The 20,830-nt window shown below is 54.6% G+C and carries 19 protein-coding genes, 1 tRNA gene and 1 pseudogene; 13 read left to right on the forward strand and 8 right to left on the reverse strand.

The window, feature by feature from the left end:
• Positions 1-6 precede the first annotated feature (6 nt).
• Genes lsrD through lsrA form a run of 3 tightly spaced genes read right to left on the reverse strand, consistent with a single transcriptional unit; the run spans position 7 to position 3,607 of the window.
• The gene (gene lsrD, locus ACMV5I_RS14105) at positions 7-1,008 is read right to left on the reverse strand and encodes an autoinducer 2 ABC transporter permease LsrD (protein ID WP_099049937.1); all 1,002 of its coding nucleotides are present in this window, start codon (positions 1,006-1,008) and stop codon (positions 7-9) included.
• Complete coding sequence (gene lsrC, locus ACMV5I_RS14110; protein WP_024486578.1) at positions 1,005-2,054, reverse strand: autoinducer 2 ABC transporter permease LsrC; 1,050 nt, start codon at positions 2,052-2,054, stop codon at positions 1,005-1,007. The genes lsrD and lsrC overlap by 4 nt, the downstream gene beginning before the upstream one ends.
• Positions 2,048-3,607 (reverse strand): autoinducer 2 ABC transporter ATP-binding protein LsrA, encoded by a 1,560-nt coding sequence (gene lsrA / locus ACMV5I_RS14115; protein WP_414824618.1) that lies wholly within the window; start codon positions 3,605-3,607, stop codon positions 2,048-2,050. Before lsrA ends, lsrC begins: the two co-directional genes overlap by 7 nt.
• A 249-nt stretch (positions 3,608-3,856) precedes the next feature.
• Here lsrA and lsrR point away from each other — a divergent pair, with 249 nt between their 5' ends.
• From lsrR to ACMV5I_RS14145, 6 genes and pseudogenes are all read left to right on the forward strand, one after another.
• The gene (lsrR, locus tag ACMV5I_RS14120; protein WP_162304244.1) at positions 3,857-4,822 is read left to right on the forward strand and encodes a transcriptional regulator LsrR; all 966 of its coding nucleotides are present in this window, start codon (positions 3,857-3,859) and stop codon (positions 4,820-4,822) included.
• Between the two features lie 52 nt (positions 4,823-4,874).
• Positions 4,875-6,467 (forward strand): autoinducer-2 kinase, encoded by a 1,593-nt coding sequence (gene lsrK / locus ACMV5I_RS14125; RefSeq protein ID WP_414824619.1) that lies wholly within the window; start codon positions 4,875-4,877, stop codon positions 6,465-6,467.
• A 12-nt stretch (positions 6,468-6,479) separates the two neighbouring features.
• Positions 6,480-6,830, forward strand: a complete 351-nt coding sequence (locus ACMV5I_RS14130; protein WP_414824620.1) for a cupin domain-containing protein — start codon at positions 6,480-6,482, stop codon at positions 6,828-6,830.
• 131 nt (positions 6,831-6,961) lie between these two features.
• Positions 6,962-7,972 carry an AI-2E family transporter gene (locus ACMV5I_RS14135; RefSeq protein ID WP_174333543.1) on the forward strand — a complete coding sequence of 337 codons (1,011 nt, stop codon included), beginning with the start codon at positions 6,962-6,964 and terminating at the stop codon, positions 7,970-7,972.
• Between the two features lie 348 nt (positions 7,973-8,320).
• The gene (locus tag ACMV5I_RS14140; protein WP_414824622.1) at positions 8,321-8,977 is read left to right on the forward strand and encodes a dTMP kinase; all 657 of its coding nucleotides are present in this window, start codon (positions 8,321-8,323) and stop codon (positions 8,975-8,977) included.
• A pseudogene (locus tag ACMV5I_RS14145) lies at positions 8,929-9,153 on the forward strand (LysR substrate-binding domain-containing protein); the annotation flags it as partial. The gene ACMV5I_RS14140 and the pseudogene ACMV5I_RS14145, both read left to right, overlap by 49 nt.
• Before the next feature lie 368 nt (positions 9,154-9,521).
• Here the strand turns inward: ACMV5I_RS14145 and ACMV5I_RS14150 are convergent.
• Positions 9,522-9,611: transfer RNA gene (locus ACMV5I_RS14150), tRNA-Ser, on the reverse strand.
• Between the two features lie 225 nt (positions 9,612-9,836).
• Here ACMV5I_RS14150 and ghrA point away from each other — a divergent pair.
• The 3 genes from ghrA (at position 9,837) to ACMV5I_RS14165 (ending at position 12,238) form a co-directional block, all read left to right on the forward strand.
• Positions 9,837-10,778, forward strand: coding sequence for a glyoxylate/hydroxypyruvate reductase GhrA (ghrA, locus tag ACMV5I_RS14155; RefSeq protein ID WP_121607052.1), 942 nt, complete (start codon positions 9,837-9,839; stop codon positions 10,776-10,778).
• 105 nt (positions 10,779-10,883) lie between these two features.
• Positions 10,884-11,621, forward strand: a complete 738-nt coding sequence (locus ACMV5I_RS14160; protein ID WP_121607051.1) for a phosphatase — start codon at positions 10,884-10,886, stop codon at positions 11,619-11,621.
• Positions 11,622-11,659: 38 nt separating this feature from the next.
• Complete coding sequence (locus ACMV5I_RS14165; protein WP_121607050.1) at positions 11,660-12,238, forward strand: molecular chaperone; 579 nt, start codon at positions 11,660-11,662, stop codon at positions 12,236-12,238.
• 37 nt (positions 12,239-12,275) lie between these two features.
• Here the strand turns inward: ACMV5I_RS14165 and ACMV5I_RS14170 are convergent, their stop codons facing one another.
• From ACMV5I_RS14170 to mdtH, 4 genes are all read right to left on the reverse strand, one after another.
• The gene (locus ACMV5I_RS14170) at positions 12,276-12,839 is read right to left on the reverse strand and encodes a lipoprotein (RefSeq protein WP_121607049.1); all 564 of its coding nucleotides are present in this window, start codon (positions 12,837-12,839) and stop codon (positions 12,276-12,278) included.
• A 144-nt stretch (positions 12,840-12,983) separates the two neighbouring features.
• On the reverse strand, positions 12,984-14,624 hold the full coding sequence (locus ACMV5I_RS14175) for an ABC1 kinase family protein (RefSeq protein ID WP_414824623.1): 1,641 nt from the start codon (positions 14,622-14,624) through the stop codon (positions 12,984-12,986).
• Between the two features lie 31 nt (positions 14,625-14,655).
• Entirely contained in the window at positions 14,656-15,303 is a 648-nt protein-coding gene (gene grxB / locus ACMV5I_RS14180; RefSeq protein WP_414824624.1) for a glutaredoxin 2, read from the reverse strand.
• Positions 15,304-15,472: 169 nt separating this feature from the next.
• A complete protein-coding gene (gene mdtH, locus ACMV5I_RS14185) occupies positions 15,473-16,678 on the reverse strand; it encodes a multidrug efflux MFS transporter MdtH (protein WP_024486699.1) in 1,206 nt (401 codons plus the stop codon).
• A 335-nt stretch (positions 16,679-17,013) separates the two neighbouring features.
• Between mdtH and rimJ the strand changes: the two genes are divergently transcribed.
• From rimJ to murJ, 4 genes are all read left to right on the forward strand, one after another.
• Positions 17,014-17,598, forward strand: coding sequence for a ribosomal protein S5-alanine N-acetyltransferase (gene rimJ / locus ACMV5I_RS14190; RefSeq protein ID WP_024486700.1), 585 nt, complete (start codon positions 17,014-17,016; stop codon positions 17,596-17,598).
• Positions 17,599-17,608: 10 nt separating this feature from the next.
• Complete coding sequence (locus tag ACMV5I_RS14195; RefSeq protein ID WP_121607047.1) at positions 17,609-18,253, forward strand: YceH family protein; 645 nt, start codon at positions 17,609-17,611, stop codon at positions 18,251-18,253.
• Positions 18,246-19,163 carry a Gfo/Idh/MocA family protein gene (locus ACMV5I_RS14200; protein ID WP_121607046.1) on the forward strand — a complete coding sequence of 306 codons (918 nt, stop codon included), beginning with the start codon at positions 18,246-18,248 and terminating at the stop codon, positions 19,161-19,163. The genes ACMV5I_RS14195 and ACMV5I_RS14200 overlap by 8 nt, the downstream gene beginning before the upstream one ends.
• Before the next feature lie 119 nt (positions 19,164-19,282).
• Positions 19,283-20,818 carry a murein biosynthesis integral membrane protein MurJ gene (gene murJ, locus ACMV5I_RS14205; RefSeq protein WP_024530484.1) on the forward strand — a complete coding sequence of 512 codons (1,536 nt, stop codon included), beginning with the start codon at positions 19,283-19,285 and terminating at the stop codon, positions 20,816-20,818.
• Positions 20,819-20,830: the final 12 nt, after the last annotated feature.

Consider the following 20,830-nt stretch of genomic DNA (forward strand, 5'->3'; position numbering starts at 1 on the left):
CTGAGCTCAAACCTGATGGATGCTGCGTCGTCGTTGGAGCCACTCTTTGATCTGATGCCGATGTAGGCTGATGGAACGGCCAACGACGACAATAATCAGCAGCGCTCCGGAAAGTGCGCTGGAGATCTGGTTGGGCACGCCAGCCATTTGTAATCCCTGTTGCAGATAACCGACCAACAAAACGGCTACGGCGGTACCGAGAATGGAGCCAGAGCCGCCGTAAATATTCGCCCCGCCAAGCACCACTGCCGTGATGGCTGGCATCAGGAAGGAGGCACCGAGGTCGGAACGTGCCGAACCAAAGTAGGAAACCAGCAATACCGCAGCGATGGCCGAAGCAAATCCGGTCATTGCATAGAGTGCACATAGCGTTCGGTTAACCGGGATCGCACTGTATTGCGCCACGCGCTGGCTTTGGCCAATCAGGAAGATGTTGCGCCCTGCGTGTGTCCGGTGCATCAGCAGCCAGCACAGCAGCACACAGACCATAAAGAAGGTCAGCGGTACTGGCAGGCCAAACACCGTCAGGTTGGCGAAATCGGTAAAGGCCATCGGGAATCCTCCGATGCCTTCATAGCCGGTGGCACCAGAGATGCCCGAAAGCAGGAGGGCGCTACCGCCAAACAGGTACATGGTGCCGAGGGTGATCACCAAAGGATTGATACCGGTGTAGATGATCAATCCGGCGTTGATCAAACCGCATAGGGCACCCAAGGCTAGCGTTATCGCAATTGCCAACGGCAAGGGCAGGCCCGCCTGGAACAATACCCCTAGCGCAATGGCGCACAGGCCAATGGTGGATCCAAATGAAATATCAATGCCACCACTGACGATCACCATGGTTAACGGCAGTGCCACAATGCCAATACAGATAAAGTCGCTGGTGCTGAACAACAGGACATTGATGTCCAGCATGCGCGGGTTAACGACTCCGAACGCCAGGATCTCAATCAGCAGCAGGGCGGCCAGCGCCAGTTCCCAGCCGAAACGTCGCCATTGTGCCATCATGCGATCTCCCGTTTTTTTCCCTGTGCAGGGAGTTGGGTGGAGTTAGGGGATGTTGGGGACGGAGGTGGAGGATCGATAAACCGGGCATATTTCTGGCGGCGGATATTCCTTTGCAGGGCGCAGCGCAGGCGGCCATCAAATACCAGGACCCCCAACAAAACCAGGCCAGCGATAAAGTCGTTCCACCACGCAGGAATGCGCAACAGTACCAGCACGCTGTCGATCTGCGTCAGGAAATAGGCCCCCAGAATGGCCCCCACCACCGTACCAGAACCACCAAGCAGACTGATGCCTCCCAGCACACAGGCGGCAATGGCCTTCATTTCCAGGCCGGTTCCGGTCTGGTTGGGAATAAAGCCAATCTGTGCGGCAAACACGATCCCGGCGAGCGCCGCCATTAGCCCATTAAGTGAGAAAGCGATGATGCGGATGGCCTCGGTGCGGATCCCGAGTTGACGAGCACCCTGCAGGTTGTCACCGGTGGCATAGAAGCTGCGGCCGAATGAGGTTTTCAACAGTAGCCAGGCCATTAACGCCACCAGCAGTAAAGTTAGCCAGCCAATCGGTGAGATACCCAGCAGCACTGGGGAAGAGAGTTGCTTGAGCGAGCTTGGCAAACCCTCGATCCATTTACCGCCGGTCCATAGCAGCATGATGCCGCGATACAGGCCAAGGGTGCCCAGGGTGGCGACTATGGCAGGAATTTTGAACCAGGCGACCAGCACCCCATTAAAAAAACCGGCCAGCAAACCGAGTAGCAGCGTGACGGTAAAGGCGACGGGCAAGCTGTATCCGGCATTGAGCGTTATCCCAAGCAGGACCGCACACATCCCGGTGATGGAACCGACGGAGACATCAATATTACGGGTCAGCATGACCAGCGCCGCGCCGATAGCCAGCAACATCAGAATTTGCGAACTGCTGAAAATCATGGTCAGCGTCTGGAAACTGAAATAGCTGCTATCAATGCCCCCCAGTAACGCAAACAGGCCGATGATGGCCAGCAGCGCCGTCAGCTCTCGGTTGTTTTGTATCATCTTTAGCATGAGGTCTCCCCGTTGGCATGAGGCTGATGGGATGCGACATGTTGTTCGCCAAAGGCCATATGCATGATGGTATCCACAGTGATCTCGTCGCCGGACAGCGTGCTGCTTGCCACCTCGCCCTGGTGCATGATGCAGACCCGATCGGCCATCATGGCTATCTCTTCGAGATCGGATGAAATAAACAGGATAGCGACATGCTGCTGGGCAATGCTCCGAATGAGCTGATAGATATCGTTGCGTGCACCGACGTCGACGCCACGGGTCGGTTCATCGACGATCAGCAACTGTGGCGATGCTTCCAGGCATTTGGCGATCAGGATTTTTTGTTGATTACCGCCAGACAGGGTGCGGGCCGGTTGTTCCGGGTGGTTGAATTTGATATTCAGCGCCCGGCGATAACGTTCAAGCGTAGCGTTATCACGCTGTGGATGGGCCCAGAACCCGCCAGTATTGTGGGTCAGGGCACAGACGTTCCAGGATAACGATGAATCCAGATACAGCCCGGAAGACTGCCGGTCTTCCGGTAAATAGATCAGCCCGCGTTGCAACCGCTGGCGGGTATTCAGTTCCGCGATTTCTTCACCATTGAGCATTATGCTGCCCGCACTGGCTGGGCGTAATCCATACAGCGTTTCAGCCAACTCGGTGCGCCCGGAGCCGACCAAGCCAGCCAGACCCAGGATTTCCCCAGCGTGGACGTTGAGTGTCACCTGCCGGAAGCCTTCACCAGTGAGTTCCCTCAACTGCAATACGGCTTTGCCCTGAGGGTTGGCTGGCCGATTGCCAGGCAGTTCGAGCCACAGTTTCTGGCTAGCGGAGAGATCCACATTACGGGCCGCTGGGGTGATTGCCTGAATAATCTCATCCGTGGTTAGCGAGGCGGTTTTCCCCGTCAGGGCGATTTTGCCGTCACGCATTACGCTGACGCGGTCGGCAATCTGGCGGATTTCCGGCAGCTTATGGGAAATAAAGACGATACCGACACCTTTGCTAAGCAGTTCATGCAGGCGGGCAAATAGTCTGTCCGTTTCGGCAGGCGTCAGCGACGCCGTGGGTTCATCCAGGATCAGGATCTGGGAATCACGCATTAATCCCCGCATGATCTCAACGATCTGGCGGTCAGCCACATCCAGCGACCCTGCCATACTGTTGGGCTCAAGCTTGCATCCCAACAGTTCGAGTAACTGCTGCATTTTTTCCACAGCAGCCCGCTTGGCTGGCAGGCCAAACAGAATATTCTCTTTAACCGACAGGCTGGGGAACAACAGCGGTTCCTGCGGCACCAGATAGATCCCCAGTTGATGCGCTTTTACCGGGGTCAGGCTGGCACAACGCTGGCCATTGATCTCGATAGCGCCGCCATCCGGTGGGACTACGCCAGCGATGATCTTCATTAGCGTAGATTTCCCCGCGCCATTGCCACCGAGCAAGGCATGTACCTCCCCGGCATGCAGGGTAAAGTCGATACCTTTCAGCACCTCAACACCGGAATAGTGTTTATTAATGTTTTGTACGCAGAGCAGAGGCGGATCTGAATATTCACCGGTTTGCATCTTGCCTCCGTTCACTCGAAGATGAGTGACTGAGTTGAACAAATATTTTTTAGAAAACTAATTGTTCATAACCTTAGTCATGGTTTGGCGATAAAACCATCACTGCGATCACGTTTTTTGAATAATTGTTTGCTGTGAAAACCGATGTTCAAATTTGGTGTATATTTGTGGCATGACTCACAGCTATTGTTGAGCGATAGCGGAACAATTGTGTTCAAGATTTAAAAATGTTCAAAGAGAAGCGGATTTATGACGATAAATGACAGTGCGTTGACACCCGAACATGGCATGTGTGAGGAGGAGCAGGTCGCCCGTATCGCCTGGTTCTACTATCACGACGGGCTGACGCAAAGCGAGATTAGCGCCCGGCTTGGGCTGACGCGCCTTAAAGTTTCGCGTTTGCTGGAGAAAGGGCATCAGTCTGGGATTATTCGGGTGCAGATTAACTCTCGCTTTGAAGGTTGCCTACAGTATGAAGATGCATTGAAAAAACACTTTGACCTGAAAAACATTCGCGTATTACCCGCCTTGGCCGAGGCTGATGACAGCGCGAGGTTGGGGATCGGGGCGGCACACATGCTGATGGAGTCTCTGGAGCCGCAGCAGCTGTTGGCGGCGGGATTTGGTGAGGCCACCATGAGCACCTTGAAAAGGCTCAGCGGTTTCATTTCTTCGCAGCAAATTCGGCTGGTCACGCTTTCCGGTGGTGTAGGGCCTTATATGACCGGGATTGGTCAGTTGGATGCCGCCTGCAGTGTCAGCATGATCCCAGCTCCGTTGCGCGCTTCCTCTGCCGATATTGCCCGCACTCTGCGGGATGAAAATAGCGTCAGGGACGTTCTGCTGGCGGCCCAGGCTGCCGATGTCGCCGTTGTTGGGATCGGTGCGGTGAGTCAAAAAGATGCCGCCACCATTTTACGCGCTGGCTATATCACCGAAGGCGAGCAGTTGATGATTGGCCGCAAAGGTGCCGTTGGCGATATTCTCGGCTACTTTTTTGATGCCAGCGGCGAAATCATTCCCGACATGCAGATCCATCAAGAATTGATAGGACTGAGTTTAAGTGCACTCGCCACCATACCTACCGTTGTCGGGGTTGCGGGGGGAGTACCAAAAGCTGAAGCGATCGTGGCGGCATTGAAGGGTGGCTATATCAACGCCTTGGTCACCGATCAGGACACGGCGGCAGAAATGCTCAAACTTATTGGAAAGTAAAGGTTAATAACGATGTAACAGACTGTCTCAAACACCAGCCGAGGACAAACACATGGCTCGACTCTGTACTCCTGCCACATCAGGCCAATACCTGATGGCTCTGGATGCCGGTACCGGCAGCATCAGAGCGGTAATTTTTGATTTGGAAGGCAATCAAGTCTCAGTAGGGCAAGCCGAATGGCTACATTTGGCGGTTCCTGATGTACCGGGCTCCATGGAATTCGATCTTGCCAAAAACTGGCACCTCACCTGCCAATGCATCCATCAAGCGTTAAAGATGGCGGCCATTGCGCCGGAGGCGATTGCGTCCGTGGCTGCGTGTTCAATGCGTGAAGGGATTGTGATCTATGATGCAGAAGGTCAGCCAATCTGGGCATGCGCCAACGTAGATGCACGGGCAACGCGTGAGGTCAGCGAGTTAAAAGAGATCCACAACCATACTTTTGAAGATGAGGTTTACCGTTGTTCAGGGCAGACGCTGGCACTCAGCGCAATGCCCCGGCTGCTGTGGTTGGCGCACTACCGCCCTGATATCTATCGCCAGGCAGCCGCGGTCACCATGATCAGTGACTGGCTGGCTTATATGCTCAGCGGTGAACTTGCGGTCGATCCGTCAAATGCCGGGACTACCGGGTTGCTTGATCTGGTCACGCGAGACTGGAGAAAAGGCCTGTTGGAAATGGCGGGCCTGCGTTCGGACATTCTTTCACCGGTAAAAGAGACGGGAACCCCGCTGGGGGCGGTGACGGACAACGCTGCCACACTGTCAGGTCTGCGGGCTGGCACACCGGTGATTGTCGGGGGCGGTGATGTTCAATTGGGATGCGTGGGGCTAGGCATCGTCAGACCAGCGCAGATCGCCGTATTAGGGGGAACGTTCTGGCAGCAGGTCGTGAACCTTCCTGCGCCGGTTACCGATCCCAATATGAATGTGCGCATTAACCCGCATGTGATCCCAGACATGGTCCAGGCTGAATCCATCAGCTTTTTTACCGGGCTGACCATGCGCTGGTTTCGTGATGCCTTCTGCGCCGAGGAGAAGCTGATTGGTGAACGTCTGGGCGTGGATACCTATGCGTTGCTGGAGGATATGGCCAGGCGTGTACCATCAGGTGCTTATGGCGTTATGCCCATCTTCTCCGATGTCATGCGCTTTAAGAACTGGTATCACGCCGCCCCCTCATTTATCAACCTGTCAATCGATCCGGAAAAGTGCAACAAAGCCACGCTGTTCCGCGCCCTGGAAGAGAACGCGGCTATCGTGTCGGCCTGTAATCTGCAACAAATCGCCGAGTTTTCAGGTATCAAGGCCGATTCACTGGTGTTTGCCGGTGGCGGTTCAAAGGGGACGCTCTGGAGTCAGATCCTGGCCGATGTCACCGGGCTGACCGTACGAGTCCCGGTGGTCAAGGAAGCGACCGCGCTGGGATGTGCTATTGCCGCTGGAGTGGGGGTAGGAGTCTATTCGTCGTTGGCGGATGCGGGGGAGAGCCTGGTGCGTTGGGATAGGGAACATATCCCGAATCCAGAAAACAGTGAGGTTTATCAACAGGCACGTCAAAAATGGCTGGAGGTGTATCTGGATCAACTTGGTTTGGTCGATCACGGGTTGACGACGTCAATGTGGAAGGCTCCCGGCCTTTAAAGGAGAGTAATCATGCTCAAGACTAATGAAATGGCTCACGACTATCGCTTCGGTGACAATGGCCCGAAATACCTGATCCGCGGCCCGATGTGCGATATGGGCGTCGTGGTGTTGCAACCAGGGCAGTCATTCAGAAATCATCGCCACAAGGAGGTTTGCGAAGTCTTTTATAGTCTCAGCGGGGAGGTTTGTCTGTATCTGGAAGGGGATATGCACATGCTACGTGAAGGGGATGTGTTGCAGTGTGATCCTGGTGAGGCGCATTTTCTGGTCAATACTGGCTCGGTGCCGTGGAAAGGGGTATTCGTGAAATCGCCACATGTGCTAGGGGACAGCCATCCCGCAGAGCCTGAGAGCTATTAGGGAAAAAGCCCAAGCTTCCGGCTTGAGGTTGGATGAATTTAGCTTGTCGTGTTCTGGTGGACATGATAAATGAAATATAATACTAAACAGGTGCTTAAAAATTCTATCCCCTCAGGGACAAGCGAGTAACAATGCAGATAATGAATGTCAAACAGGCCAGGATAATCAGTTTCATCTTTGTGATGGGGGGGATCCTGCTGCTGCTGCCGTTGCATCTTCTTACCTGCTTTATGGCTGGTTTTCTGGTTTACGAGATCGTGAATATCCTGACGCCACATTTTCAGAAGGTCATCGGTGGCCATCGGGCCAGATGGCTGGTTGTGGCGGTGATCAGTACTTTGGTGGTCGGCCTGTTGATCACCATTGTGGGGAGTATCGTCGGCTATCTGATGCAGGATATGAAGAATATCTCTGCCATTAACACCCGTATTGCGTTCATCCTGCAGGATGTCCAGCAAGAGGTGGCAAAATATATGCCGGGCTACCTGCCGTTGAGTGTGGAAGAACTGAAGAACGAGATCCTGAGCCGGATGCAACAGCACATAGCGCTGCTGCAGACGATGGGTAAGAGCGTACTGCATGGCCTGGTGACCATGCTGATCGGGATGGTGCTCGGTGCCATAGTCTCACTGTATAACATTGATAGCAGCGAGGAGCGGCCATTACTGAAAAGTGAGCTGATGAAAAGGATTTCGCTGTTATCGCAGGCGTTCCGCAATATTGTGTTTGCTCAGGTTAAAATATCGGCAATCAATACCTTCTTCTCGGCTATCTTTATCCTTGGTGTGCTACCGCTGTGTGGGATCCATATCCCGTTGGCGAAAACGCTGGTGGTGTTTACCTTTATCTTTGGCCTGCTGCCGGTGATCGGCAATCTGATCTCCAATACCATTGTTTTCATCTCTGGCCTGTCGGTTTCACTCGGAGTGGCACTGATTGCGCTGCTCTACCTGATCGTGATCCACAAGTTTGAGTACTTCCTTAATGCCCGTATTGTCGGCACTAAAATCAGGGCTAACTCTTGGGAGATCTTGCTGGCGATGTTGGTCTTTGAGGCCGCATTTGGCCTGGCAGGCGTGGTTGCCGCTCCTATCTATTATGCCTATCTGAAGAGTGAGCTTAGGGAAGCTAAGCTGATTTGAGGGGCGGGGAGGGGGCCATTTTGCGAACCAACTATGTTTTTGCAAAGTAGGTAATGAGTTCAGATGTGCGGTAGGGCAAAGTTGAAATGTCCGTGATGTGCCAGAAGCGGACGCATCAACATAACTCAATGATAACAAGAAGCAGAGTAAGACTGTGAGACCCTCATGGTCCTACTCTGCAGTGTAAATTTTAATCCCATTAAAGTTAAAAGCAGCGCCACCATTAAAGACAATCGCAACACTTTTAACAGGTCTAGTCAGGCCGACATACAACTCGTACGAAAGAAGGAAGATGCTTTTGCAAGATGTAGGCTTTACAAAAACCGTATACCCATCGTCATTTAAAGAATGAGTCGTCAGTTGTTTGTTTCTCTGGATGGGCCCAAGGGAGCCGGTAAAACCACACTGTTAGAGGCCATTACGAAAGAACTAAGGGCTGACAACAAGAAGGTGATCCGACTCTGCGAGAAAAAAAGCGATCCCTACAGGGCGGAAACAATGGCCCTCGTTAACAAGCACGCCAGAAATCCCACCCTGGATTTGGAATTGGAGGTTTGTGAGCGCTTTGCTGATAGCCGTGCTTGGATTTCACAGCATGTGCTGACTAAGCAGCCACCGGACAGCATTATCTTGATGGATCGCTGGTACCCTTCGGACGCAGCGTTTCGGCGAATGGTTCCATTCGCAGAGATTTTACAGCTTAATATTGAACGAAACGTGCGAGCGCCAGACCTGCATGTCGGGGTGATTACTGCGCCTGATATTTCATGGGCAAGGGCCGCGGCCCGATCGCGTGGGCTAGGCAGTACAGTGATTTCTAAGGTGGAGGAGCATGTCGCTTGTACCAGGGCATTCGAGCGAGAAATTGCAAATCACGGCTGGGTTTTATGCCGTAATGAAGGAAGAATCGAAGACGCAACAATGCAGGTCATTTCTGAGATTTACAGAATGCTCGGATCCCTCGCCTCAGCGGCTTCCAATCCTTATACACGGACATCACGTTAAATATCGCGGCCAGAACCGATCCCTTGCTTCTCTCCGGGAGCGGATTTGACGCGGCGATTCATTTCGAGCACCCAGTATGGGCAGGCATGCGTAGGCAGGTACTCTTTGAGGAGAGACTGGTGCCGGTGTGCCATCCCGATCGGTTAACCGATAAGAATATCTTTGGACAGCTTAATGTTAGTTCAGACTGAGGCTACTGGCAAACCCTCACCGGGCTTACAATGTAGGGGCGCTGCATGCTGCGCCCGTCTGGATAATCAATGGGTTAGCAAATACTGGTATAGATAGATCCCGACCCATTCAGCAATATTGCCACTTTGTCATCAATCTGAGTCTGAACGTTAGTTCAGACTCTTTCTTATAATATGGCGATGAGGGAGGGCTTGATTCGCAAGCTCACCCTACGGGCGGCCGGTCGGCCGTCCAAAATGTCTCTGCGATGCGAGCCATTTTGTCGAACCCTGTCGAGGATTCTCACCCCTCCCAGAGTGTGGTACATGCAATAAAAAAGCCTGAATGTGAATTCAGGCTTTCTCATTTAAGATGGCGGTGAGGGAGGGGTTCGAACCCTCGATACACTTACGCGTATACACACTTTCCAGGCGTGCTCCTTCAGCCACTCAGACACCTCACCGTTTTGTCATCGGCAACGGTTTACGCTGTCGACGGGCGCTAATGTAGGAGAATCTGATCCCAGCGTCAATAGCCTTGTGCCATAACCGTGTGCGTTTAGCCAAACTTCCAGCAATCTGCTGATTTGTCGCACGATAATTCCTCCTTCTCCCTGTCAGTTTATTCTTGCATAGTGCGGCAAAGCGCGAAAGGATAGCTAAAAATCCACCCAACAAGGGAACCGGCAGTGAATATTATTTTCTATCACCCGTTTTTTGATGCGCAAGATTGGCTGGCAGGAATGGCGAAGCGTTTACCACAGGCGAATATCCGGGCATGGCAGCCTGGGGACGATCGTCCGGCGGACTACGCGCTGGTATGGCGGCCACCCTATGAGATGCTGGCCAACCGCCGCGATCTGAAAGGGATCTTTGCTCTGGGAGCTGGAGTAGACGCCATTCTTGAGCAGGAACGTCAGCATCCCGGTGTCCTACCGGCGGGAGTACCGCTAATCCGGCTGGAGGATACCGGCATGGCGCAGCAGATGGATGAATACGCGCTGGCTGGCGTGTTGCGCTATTTTCGTCGTTTTGATGAGTATCAGTTGCAGCAACAGCAGCAGAACTGGTTGCCGCTTGAGCCTCATCAGCAGAGTGATTTCACCATCGGCATTCTGGGCGCCGGGGTATTGGGGAAAAGTGTGGCGCAAAAGCTGGTGGCGTTCGGTTTTAACGTCCGCTGCTGGAGCCGCAGCCCCAAGCAGATTGAGCACGTACAGAGTTTTGCCGGGCAACCTCAGTTAGCGGCGTTTCTTGATGGCACGCGGTTGCTGATCAACCTGTTGCCCAATACGCCTGAAACTGCGGGTATCCTTAATCGCCAGCTGTTTAGCCGTTTGGTGCCAGGTGCTTACCTGATCAACATTGCGCGCGGTGCCCATCTGGTGGAAGACGATCTGCTGGCGATGTTGGCACAAGGGCAACTGGCGGCCGCCATGCTTGACGTCTTTGTCAACGAACCTTTGCCGTCCGCTCATGCCTTCTGGCGTCATCCCCGTGTCACGATTACCCCGCATATTGCTGCTGTTACTCTGCCGGAACAGGCGATGGATCAGGTTAGTGCCAATCTCCTGCGGCTTGAGGCGGGTGAACAGCCTGCTGGACTGGTTGATATTCAGCGTGGCTATTGATGCTTTCCCAATCCGTTAACATGTCGCTAGCGGCGTTAACTGCTATCATGAACAAGGATTGGCCGCCATCCGCTGACCCTGGCGAGCGCCTAAGAAGGAGAAAGAATGTACCCCGTTGATTTACATATGCATACCGTAGCCAGTACCCATGCCTATAGCACCCTGCACGACTATATCGCCGAAGCGAAACACAAAGGCATCAAACTGTTCGCCATCACCGACCATGGGCCGGATATGGCCGATGCGCCACACTACTGGCACTTTATGAACATGCGTGTGTGGCCACGTCTGGTGGATGGCATTGGCATTCTGCGCGGTATTGAGGCCAATATCAAAAACCTGGCCGGTGATATCGACTGCACCGGACCCATGCTCAACGAAATCGATCTGATTATTGCCGGGTTCCATGAGCCGGTATTTGCTCCGCAGGATCGGGCCGCCAACACCGAGGCGATGATTGCCGCCATGGTGCAGGGCGATGTCCATATCATCAGCCATCCGGGCAACCCAAAATATCCGGTCGATATCCCGGCGATAGCCGCAGCGGCAGCCAAATATCAGGTAGCGTTGGAGCTGAATAACTCTTCGTTTATTCATTCCCGTAAGGGCAGTGAATCAAATTGCCGTGCGATAGCTGCCGCAGTGCGTGACGCTGGCGGCTGGCTGGCATTAGGCTCTGACTCGCACGTGGCTTTTGCTCTAGGTGGTTTTGAACACTGCGAGCGTATCCTTGAGGAAGTGGATTTCCCGCAGGAGCGCGTTTTAAACGTGTCACCGCGCCGGATCCTGAACTTTCTTGAGCAGCGTGGCAGACCGGCAATTGCGGAATTAGCCGATCTGTGACATCGTCACGGCAAATTTTAGTTTTATAGGGTGTTATCATGAATGAGTTTTCCGTTGTCTGCCGGGTGTTGGGCACGCTGTTTTACCGCCAGCCGCAGGATCCGTTGTTGGAGCCACTGTTTACCTTGATCAAAGAGGGCAAACTGCAGCAGCACTGGCCGCTCGAGCAGGACGAACTGCTGACTCGTTTGCAACAGCATTGTACCGATCCGCAGTTGGCCGCCGATTTTAACGCTCTGTTTGTCGGCAGCGAGTGCAGCGTCTCACCACTGCGTTCGTCCTACGTTGAAGGGGCCAGCGAAGCGGACGTGCGGGTATTTCTCCAGCAGCGTGGGATGCCATTAGGTGAAGCGCCAGCCGATCATTTCGGTTCGCTGTTGTTGGCCGCCTCCTGGCTGGAAGATCAGTCGCAGGAAGATGAAGTCCAGGCGCAAATCACGCTGTTTAACGAGTTCTTGCTGCCTTGGTGTGGCCGCTTCCTGGGTAAGGTCGAGGCACACGCCACCAGCGGTTTTTACCGTACTCTGGCAGAGATAGCTCGCCATGCCATTGCCGCCATGTGTGATGAGCTAGCAGAGTATGAACAAGGTGAAGAAGGGCAGGACGAAGAAGAGTAAATGTGAGAGGGCGCAGCCTAGACTGCGCCCAAAAGAATTAATCGGTGAACGGGATCACCAACTGACCGGGCTTCACTTCCAACCCTTTAGCCAGCTTGAGTGCCATGGCTTCCGTTTTGCTCTTATCCGCATTGAGAACATACACCGGTTTCTGATCGAAATACGATTTCAACGACTGATTCAGGTAAGGCGACAGAGCCTTCATCACCGTATCCATCTTCTCCGGCTGCACCTGATAATCGACCAATTCCATTTCCTTGAGGAAGATCGCTCCTTTTTCGCGGTCGTAGACCGGTTGCGCCTTCAACGTTAACTGCAAATCGGCGGCCTGTGGCCCGAGGATCGAAGTAATATTGACCTTGGCATTGCCGGAAAGCGTGACCTTATTAGGTTCTGTACGGCCAATCTGGCTCTGCAACTGGGTTAACACAATATTGGCATCAACCAACCCCGGCACGCCGATCTGCTTTTGGTAGTCGTTGTGTTTTTGCAGGTAATTATTCACTTCCTGCTCGCTGACGCTGTATTGGGTAAGCTGGTTACAGCCGACAAGCGTACCGGCAACGACCAGGGCAGCCATGCCCATCAGGATCTTCTTCATTCAAACCTCGTAAAACGAAAATGCGGCAGACTTTGACTGTTGCAAACCAAAGGTGACTGCCAGCAAAGAAAAATTTCAGCTCGCAGGATAACAGATGACGCGGCGCAAAGGGTTTTTTACCTAGTCGGATAAGGCTGAAATTACCTATCGCCGCAGCCGCCATACCAACAGCACCACGCCTCCCAGACAGGTTAACCCGCCAAGCGCGGGGAACAGAGGAATGCCCCACAGCTGGCTGGTGGAACGCATCAGATAAGGAGCCAGCCCCAGTGCGAATGCCGCCGTGACGATCGCAATGGCCAGCGTGACCGCCGCACGTTCCAAAGCTTTGCTGAGCTGGCCGAGGTTCTTGACGTTGATTTCGGCGTCGATCTTGCCCTGCTTTAAACGGCGCATCAGCAAACGAATGGCCTGTGGCAGTTCCTCTCCGGCATCCAGCGCCTCACCACCCAGCAATAGAGCACGACGGCGCAGCGCTTCGGGTGTATAGCGCTGGAGCATCACCTGGCGCAACATCGGTTTAAGGGTGGCTACGATATCAAAGGCGGGATCCAGGCGGTGTAAAACGCCATCCGCGGTGATCAGCGCCTTGAATAACAGCACCAGATCGGGAGGTAACGGTAGCTGATGCTCACGGGCCATCACCAACAGGTCGGTAAGTGCCTTGCCCAGAGTCAGGGTGCTTGAGGCTTGCTTATCGAGAAAGTTTTGCGCAGCCTGTTCCAGATCGGTCAGATCCAGTTCCTGGCTGTCAGACCAGGCGATCAGCGTATTGACGATGCCGTCGCTCTGGCGCTCCGCAATGGCCTGCAGCAACAGCAGAAGTTGGTTACGCCGCCTTTCCGACAACTGGCCAACCATGCCAAAATCGATAAACCCTACGTGGTTGTCGCCCAGGGCCATTACGTTACCGGGATGAGGATCGGCGTGATAAAGCCGATGTTCCAGCACCATGGTCATAAATGCCTGCGCGCCACGCTGTGCCAGCAACGGGCCATCGAACCCGGCGTCGGCTAATTGCTGCGGGTTTTCGGGGGCGATGCCGGGCAGATATTGTTGTACCAGCAGGCGTTTTGACGAGTGCTGCCAATAAATTTTCGGGATCACCACGTCGGGCTGTTTGGCAAAGTGTTCCGCAACCCGATCGCAATTATTACCTTCATGCGTCAGATCCAGCTCGTGATTGAGCGCGGTGGCCAGCGTTTGCACCATCTGGTGCGGGCGATAACGCGCCAGTGCCGGGCTTTGTTGCTCCACGGTTTCTGCCAGATAGGCCAACAGGCGCAGATCGGCATGAATGGTTTTGGCTAACCCTGGACGCAACACTTTCACCACCACCGACTCGCCACTGTGCAGGCGGGCGCGGTAGATTTGCGCCATGGAGGCGGCGGCTAGCGGGATGGGATCGAATTGGGCAAATACCTGCTGAGGATCACCGCCCAGATCGGCGGTGATCTGCGCGGCCAGCTTATCCCAGGGTAGGGTTGTCGCCTGGCTATGCAGGCGCTCCAGCTCGTCGGTCCAGCGCTGTTCCAGCAGGTCGGTGCGGGTGGCCAGGATCTGGCCGAATTTAACGAAGGTTGGCCCTAAAGCCTCCAGGGCCGCGCGCAGACGTTCTGGCAATGTCTGATTATCGACCTCCACGCCGCCGCTTCTCAGGCCGCCAAGCATCTTGCCTAACCCTAGCAGCCTGATGACATCCTGCAAACCGTAACGGATTAGTACGGAAGAAATTTCTTGCAGCCTGGCGCGGTCACGAGCGGTGACAAAAAACATTTTTAGCATCTGCGCGTGACTCCCTTATCGCCGATGTGGATCATTGCTCCATATCGAACAGCAACGGAATATCAACGCGCTGCGCCATGTGGTTGCGGTAAGCCTCCACGTTGTCCGGCAGGGCGACACCGGCCACGATCGACAGCGAGCGTAACAGCGGGAACAGATGGATATCATCTTCACTGAGCGTGCCGTTGACCGCTTCCGATGACTGGATCAGCGGGGAGAGCGTGGCCAGATCCTCTTCCAATTGGGCGATGAGGTCGGCGCTGTCGGCCAGTAATACAGCAAAATCACCGCTGGCGGCCTGTTTTTTGTCGCTGAAATAGCGGCGCGCGTTGTCAGTGGCGAACTCTTCGAAATCGGCATTGGCAAAGCGCGGTAACAGCAGTTTGTTGACGTAGGTGGCGGTGTGTTGCAACCACGCGGCGATGGCCGGATTGGTTTTTCCCGTCAGTAGTGGTTTGCCGTCCAGGTTATCGACGTAATGCACGATATCCATGCTTTCGGGCAGATAGCTACCATCGTCTTTTTGCAGGATTGGCGCCATCTTCTTGCCGATCATGCTGGTGGGGGTGATTTCGTCATCGCTTAGCAGGGTCACCAAACGCACCGGCAAATCCTTGAGGCCGAATATCATGCGAGCCTTTATGCAGAATGGGCAGTGGTCGTAAATAAACAGTTTCATGCATGCTCCTGTTGTCGGGTTTAGCAGCCAGTCTGGGCCGCTGCGCAGGTTGTCGTGGGATGATGCTCCATCATAAGCCTTTCTGCGCCGTTTTTTGTACTATCAGGATAGCAACTTTGGCAGAGTTGGTCGCCAGAGACTGGGCGCAAGGGATGCGCCCGGGCAAAAATCAGCCACCGCGGACGATTGCGGGGGCTGCGGTACGCGGATTAAATTGCCAGTACAAGGCAAACAGCGTGATAAAGCCCACCAGCCCCAGCAGGAACCAGGGCAACTCCGGCATGCCCATCGCATTGCCGGTGTCATACATCCAGCCACCGCCGGTATAACCCAATGCGCCACCGAGTGCCAACCCCAGGCGGCTAAAGCCCATGTAGCTGCCGCGCGCCCGAGAGTCGGCCAGCGAGGCGCTCAAGGTCTCACGCGCCGGTTCGGCGATGATCGATCCCAGGTAGAAGCAGCAGATCAGAGTAAACACCGCTTGCAGGCTGGTGGCAAAGCCGACAGGCAATAGGCTGAGGGTCATCAGCAGCAAGCCGGCCATCAGGCGTTGTTCCAACCGGAAGTGTTTTTCGCTCCAGCGTGCCAGCGGGTATAGCAATGAAAGCGATAGCGCAGCTTCTATGGCGTACATCCATTTGACCGCCGACGGCGAACCGGCGATCTCGTTAACCACGATTGGCAGCATCAACATTACCTGCACCGATAACATGTAATAGCCGGTCAACGTCAACACATAGGTCAGGAAGCGGCGATCGCGCAGCACACGCATCATGCCATCTTTCATCGGCGCTCGTATGGTAGAGATCCGGTAGTTGGGTAATAGCCAGGCGTTCCAACCAGCGGCCAGCACGAAAATACCCGCGCCCACCCAGCAGACGAAATGGAAGTCGTACTGCAGCAGCCAACTGCCGATTAACGCACCGATTACGGCACCGGCGCTGTCTTGCATCATCAGCAGTGAATAGAAACGGCTGCGTTCATGCGGGCGGGTCAGTTTGATGACCAGCGCGGTACGGGGCGGATCGAACAGGGTGCCGCCAATGGCGGACAGCGCGCAGGAAAACCACAGTATCCAGGGTTGATCGGCCATCGCCATGGTGGCAAAGCCCGCCGCACGCAGCAGCATGCCGGTGACGATCATCGGTTTGGCGCCAAAACGGTCGGCAATCGCTCCACCAAAGATCCCCAATCCCTGCTGAATGAGTTGGCGTAACCCCAGAGCCAGGCCCACGACCACGGCCGCCCAGCCCAGTTGATCGACAAAGCGAATAGAAATAAGTGGGAAGACGACGAAAAAGCCTAAAACCACCAACAGGTTATCGAACAATAAAAAATACTTACCCAAGCTCCGAGCTTGCGATACCAGAGACATGCTTCACCACGAGCAGTTAAAAGGAGAGGAAGACTACCTAGATTATTCTCTACCCAATATGCGGTGGCTGATAGGGGGGCGATAGATAATATTTTTTAATCGTCAATACGTTACCTGAGTGGCAAAACTACACTTAAAAATGGGAAAAACAGCTAACTGGCTATTTACTGAGCGCTAAGGGGCTTACCTGCCGGGCAGGCTACGGTTATATTACCGGGGGAATACGCGGTTTTACGCCGATAGTCTGCCATGAGTCATGCGAGATAACGCCTGAGCCCGTAGACGTTGACCCAATCAATACTTCTTATCGAACCGTTCTGACCGCGGGGGAAATGATGTTTGGCTATCGCTCTGCATCACCGAAAATACGCCTTACCACCGACCGGCTGGTTGTCCGTTTAGTTCACGAACGTGATGCCTACCGCCTGGCCGAATACTATGCCGAAAACCGGGCGTTCCTGAAGCCCTGGGAACCGGTGCGCGATGATAGCCACTGTTACCCCTCTGGCTGGCAAGCCCGCCTGGCTATGATCACGGAAATGCAAAAGCAGGGCAGTGCCTACTATTTTATCCTGCTCGATCCGGAAGAACTTCATGTGTGCGGCGTGGCCAACTTCAGCAATGTGCTGCGCGGTTCGTTCCATGCCTGCTTCCTGGGATATTCCCTGGGTGAGAAGTGGCAGGGACAGGGGTTGATGTACGAAGCGTTGCAAACGGCCATCCGTTATATGCAGCGCCAACAACGGATGCATCGCATTATGGCCAACTATATGCCGCACAACCAACGCAGCGGAGCGTTGCTGACCCGGCTCGGTTTTGAACGCGAAGGCTATGCCAAGGATTACCTGCTGATCGACGGACAGTGGCAGGATCATGTGCTGACCGCATTGACCAATAAAGAGTGGCAACCACCACGCTGAGGCCGTAACAATGAAATATGAATTAAATGCCAAAGAAGCCCGAGTGATCGGCTGCATGATGGAAAAGCAGGTGACCACCCCTGACCAATATCCCCTTTCCCTGAATGCCATTACGCTGGCCTGTAATCAAAAAACCAACCGCGAGCCGGTGATGGACCTGACGGAAAGCGAAGTCCAGCAGCAGCTCGATTTGCTGTTGAGAAGACACTTTTTGCGCACCTTAAGTGGTTTTGGCAATCGAGTAGTGAAGTATGAGCAGCGTTTTTGCAACTCCGAGTTTGGCCAACTGAAACTGTCGCCAGCCGAAGTGGCGGTAATTGCGACCCTGCTGTTACGTGGCGCGCAGACGCCGGGCGAACTGCGTACCCGCACAAACCGGATGCACGAATTCAACGACGTCAGCGAAGTGGAAGAGGTGTTGCAACAGTTGACGACCCGTGAAGATGGGCCGTTCGTGGTGCGTTTGCCGCGTGAGCCAGGCAAGCGTGAGAGCCGCTTTATGCACCTGTTCAGCGGCCAGATTGATGCGGCTCCGGCCGAAGCCGAGGAGGCTAATGCTGGTGAATTGACTGAACGCGTGGTGCGTCTGGAGGCTGAAGTCGCTGAATTGAAACAACAGGTGCAGCAACTGCTGGCGCGGGGTTCACATGAGTAAACTTCGTATCGGGGTCGTGGGTTTAGGCGGTATCGCGCAAAAGGCTTACCTGCCAATTCTTTCTCAAGCGGTGGACTGGCAGCTTGTCGGCGGCTTTTCACCGAATCAGCAGAAAGCCCAGCCGGTATGCGATAGCTATCGTATGCCCTATTTCTCTCGCCTTGATAGTCTGGCACAGCAGTGTGATGCGGTGTTCGTACACAGCAGCACTGCTAGCCATTTTCAGGTGGTTGGTGAACTGCTGGCGCAGGGCGTACACGTCTATGTGGATAAACCGCTGGCGGAAACGTTAGAGCAGGGTGAGCAGTTGATCGAGCTGGCCGCAAAGCAGGGCGTGGCACTGATGGTGGGCTTCAACCGCCGTTTTGCGCCACTGTATCGCCAGTTGAAACAGCAAATGCAGCTACCGGCCTCGATCCGTATGGATAAACACCGCGCCGATAGCGTAGGACCCAAGGATTTGCGTTTTACCTTGCTGGATGATTATCTGCACGTGGTGGATACCGCGCTGTGGTTGGGAGGCGGGAATGCCAGCTTGCAGAGTGGCCAGTTGCGTGCAAACGAAGCGGGCGAGATGCTTTACGCGGAACACCACTTTGCCTGTGGTGACACCATCGTTACGACCAGCATGCACCGGCGTGCTGGCAGCCAACGGGAGAGTGTGCAGGCAGTCACCAACGGCGCGGTCTATCAACTGAACGATATGCGCCAATGGCTGCGGGAAGACCCGCAAGGCGTGCTCGAGAAACCAGCCCCAGGCTGGCAAACCACGCTGGAACAACGCGGTTTTGCCGGTGCGGTACACCATTTTATTCAGTCCATCATCAACCAGACCGTGCCAGAAACCGCCGGAGAACAGGCCATTTACGCCCAGCGATTGATCGAGAAAATGCTGCGTGATGCCAGTTAACCCCATGTAACATATGGCGGTAGCTATTAACGGCGTGGAGCCGTAGACTAACGCCACTCAACTGACGCCTGCCAATGCAGGCGTTGATATTTACCCGTCGTACTCATCAGAAAAACCACATGAATCTACTTAAATCACTGGCAGCCGTTAGCTCGATGACCATGTTTTCACGGGTGCTGGGCTTTGCGCGTGATGCCATCGTGGCACGCGTTTTTGGGGCAGGGATGGCTACGGATGCTTTCTTTGTGGCGTTCAAGCTGCCAAACCTTTTACGCCGCATCTTTGCGGAAGGGGCTTTCTCCCAGGCATTTGTGCCGATCCTGGCGGAATACAAAAGCCAGCAGGGGGAAGAGGCGACGCGCACCTTTGTTGCCTACGTTTCCGGCCTGTTGACGCTGGTGCTGGCGGTAGTGACCGTGCTTGGCATGCTGGCTGCGCCCTGGGTGATCTTTATTACGGCTCCGGGGTTTACCGATACGCCGGATAAGTTTGCCCTGACCTCGTCGCTGTTACGTATCACTTTCCCTTATATTCTGCTGATTTCACTGGCCTCGCTGGTGGGGGCGATCCTCAACACCTGGAACCGTTTCTCCATCCCGGCCTTTGCGCCAACGCTGTTGAACGTCAGCATGATCGGCTTTGCGCTGTTTGCCGCGCCGTACTTCAATCCGCCGGTGCTGGCTTTGGCCTGGGCGGTGGTAGTGGGGGGCGTACTGCAACTGGGTTATCAATTACCGCACCTCAAGAAAATCGGCATGCTGGTATTGCCGCGCCTGAAGCTGAATGACGCTGGCGTATGGCGTGTGATGCGCCAGATGGGGCCGGCGATCCTGGGGGTCTCGGTCAGCCAGATCTCGCTGATCATCAACACCATCTTCGCCTCGTTCCTGGTCTCCGGCTCGGTTTCGTGGATGTATTACGCCGACCGCCTGATGGAGTTCCCGTCTGGGGTGTTGGGCGTGGCATTGGGAACCATTCTGCTCCCGTCCTTGGCGAAGAGCTTCTCCAGCGGTAACCATGACCAATATAACCGCCTGATGGACTGGGGCCTGCGTCTGTGCTTTGTGCTGGCTTTGCCGAGCGCCATTGCGCTAGGCATCCTGGCCAAGCCGCTAACCGTTTCGCTGTTTCAGTACGGTAAGTTCTCCGCCTTTGATGCGGCGATGACCCAGCGCGCGCTGGTGGCCTATTCGGTTGGTTTGATGGGCCTGATCGTAGTGAAAGTGCTGGCACCGGGTTTCTACTCGCGCCAGGACATCAAAACGCCGGTCAAGATTGCCATCATTACGCTGATCCTGACCCAGGTAATGAACCTGATATTTATTGGTCCACTGAAGCATGCCGGGCTTTCGCTGTCGATTGGTTTGGGGGCCTGTCTGAATGCTTCGCTGCTGTATTGGCAACTGCGCAAGCAGGATATTTTCCAACCGCAACCCGGCTGGGCGATGTTCCTGTTCAAGCTGGTAGTCGCCGTGCTGGTGATGGCAGCGGTACTGCTTGGCGTGATGTGGCTGATGCCGGAATGGGATCAGGGCAATATGCTGGCTCGCTTACTGCGTCTATCGGTCGTGGTGGCTGCGGGGATTGTTGCCTACTTCGCGGTGTTGGGGATCCTTGGTTTCCGCCCTAGAGACTTTGCTCGGCGGGTAGATTGATACCCCCATTGC

This window comes from Serratia sp. T13T92 (assembly GCF_047530105.1).
Lineage (GTDB): Bacteria > Pseudomonadota > Gammaproteobacteria > Enterobacterales > Enterobacteriaceae > Chania > Chania fonticola.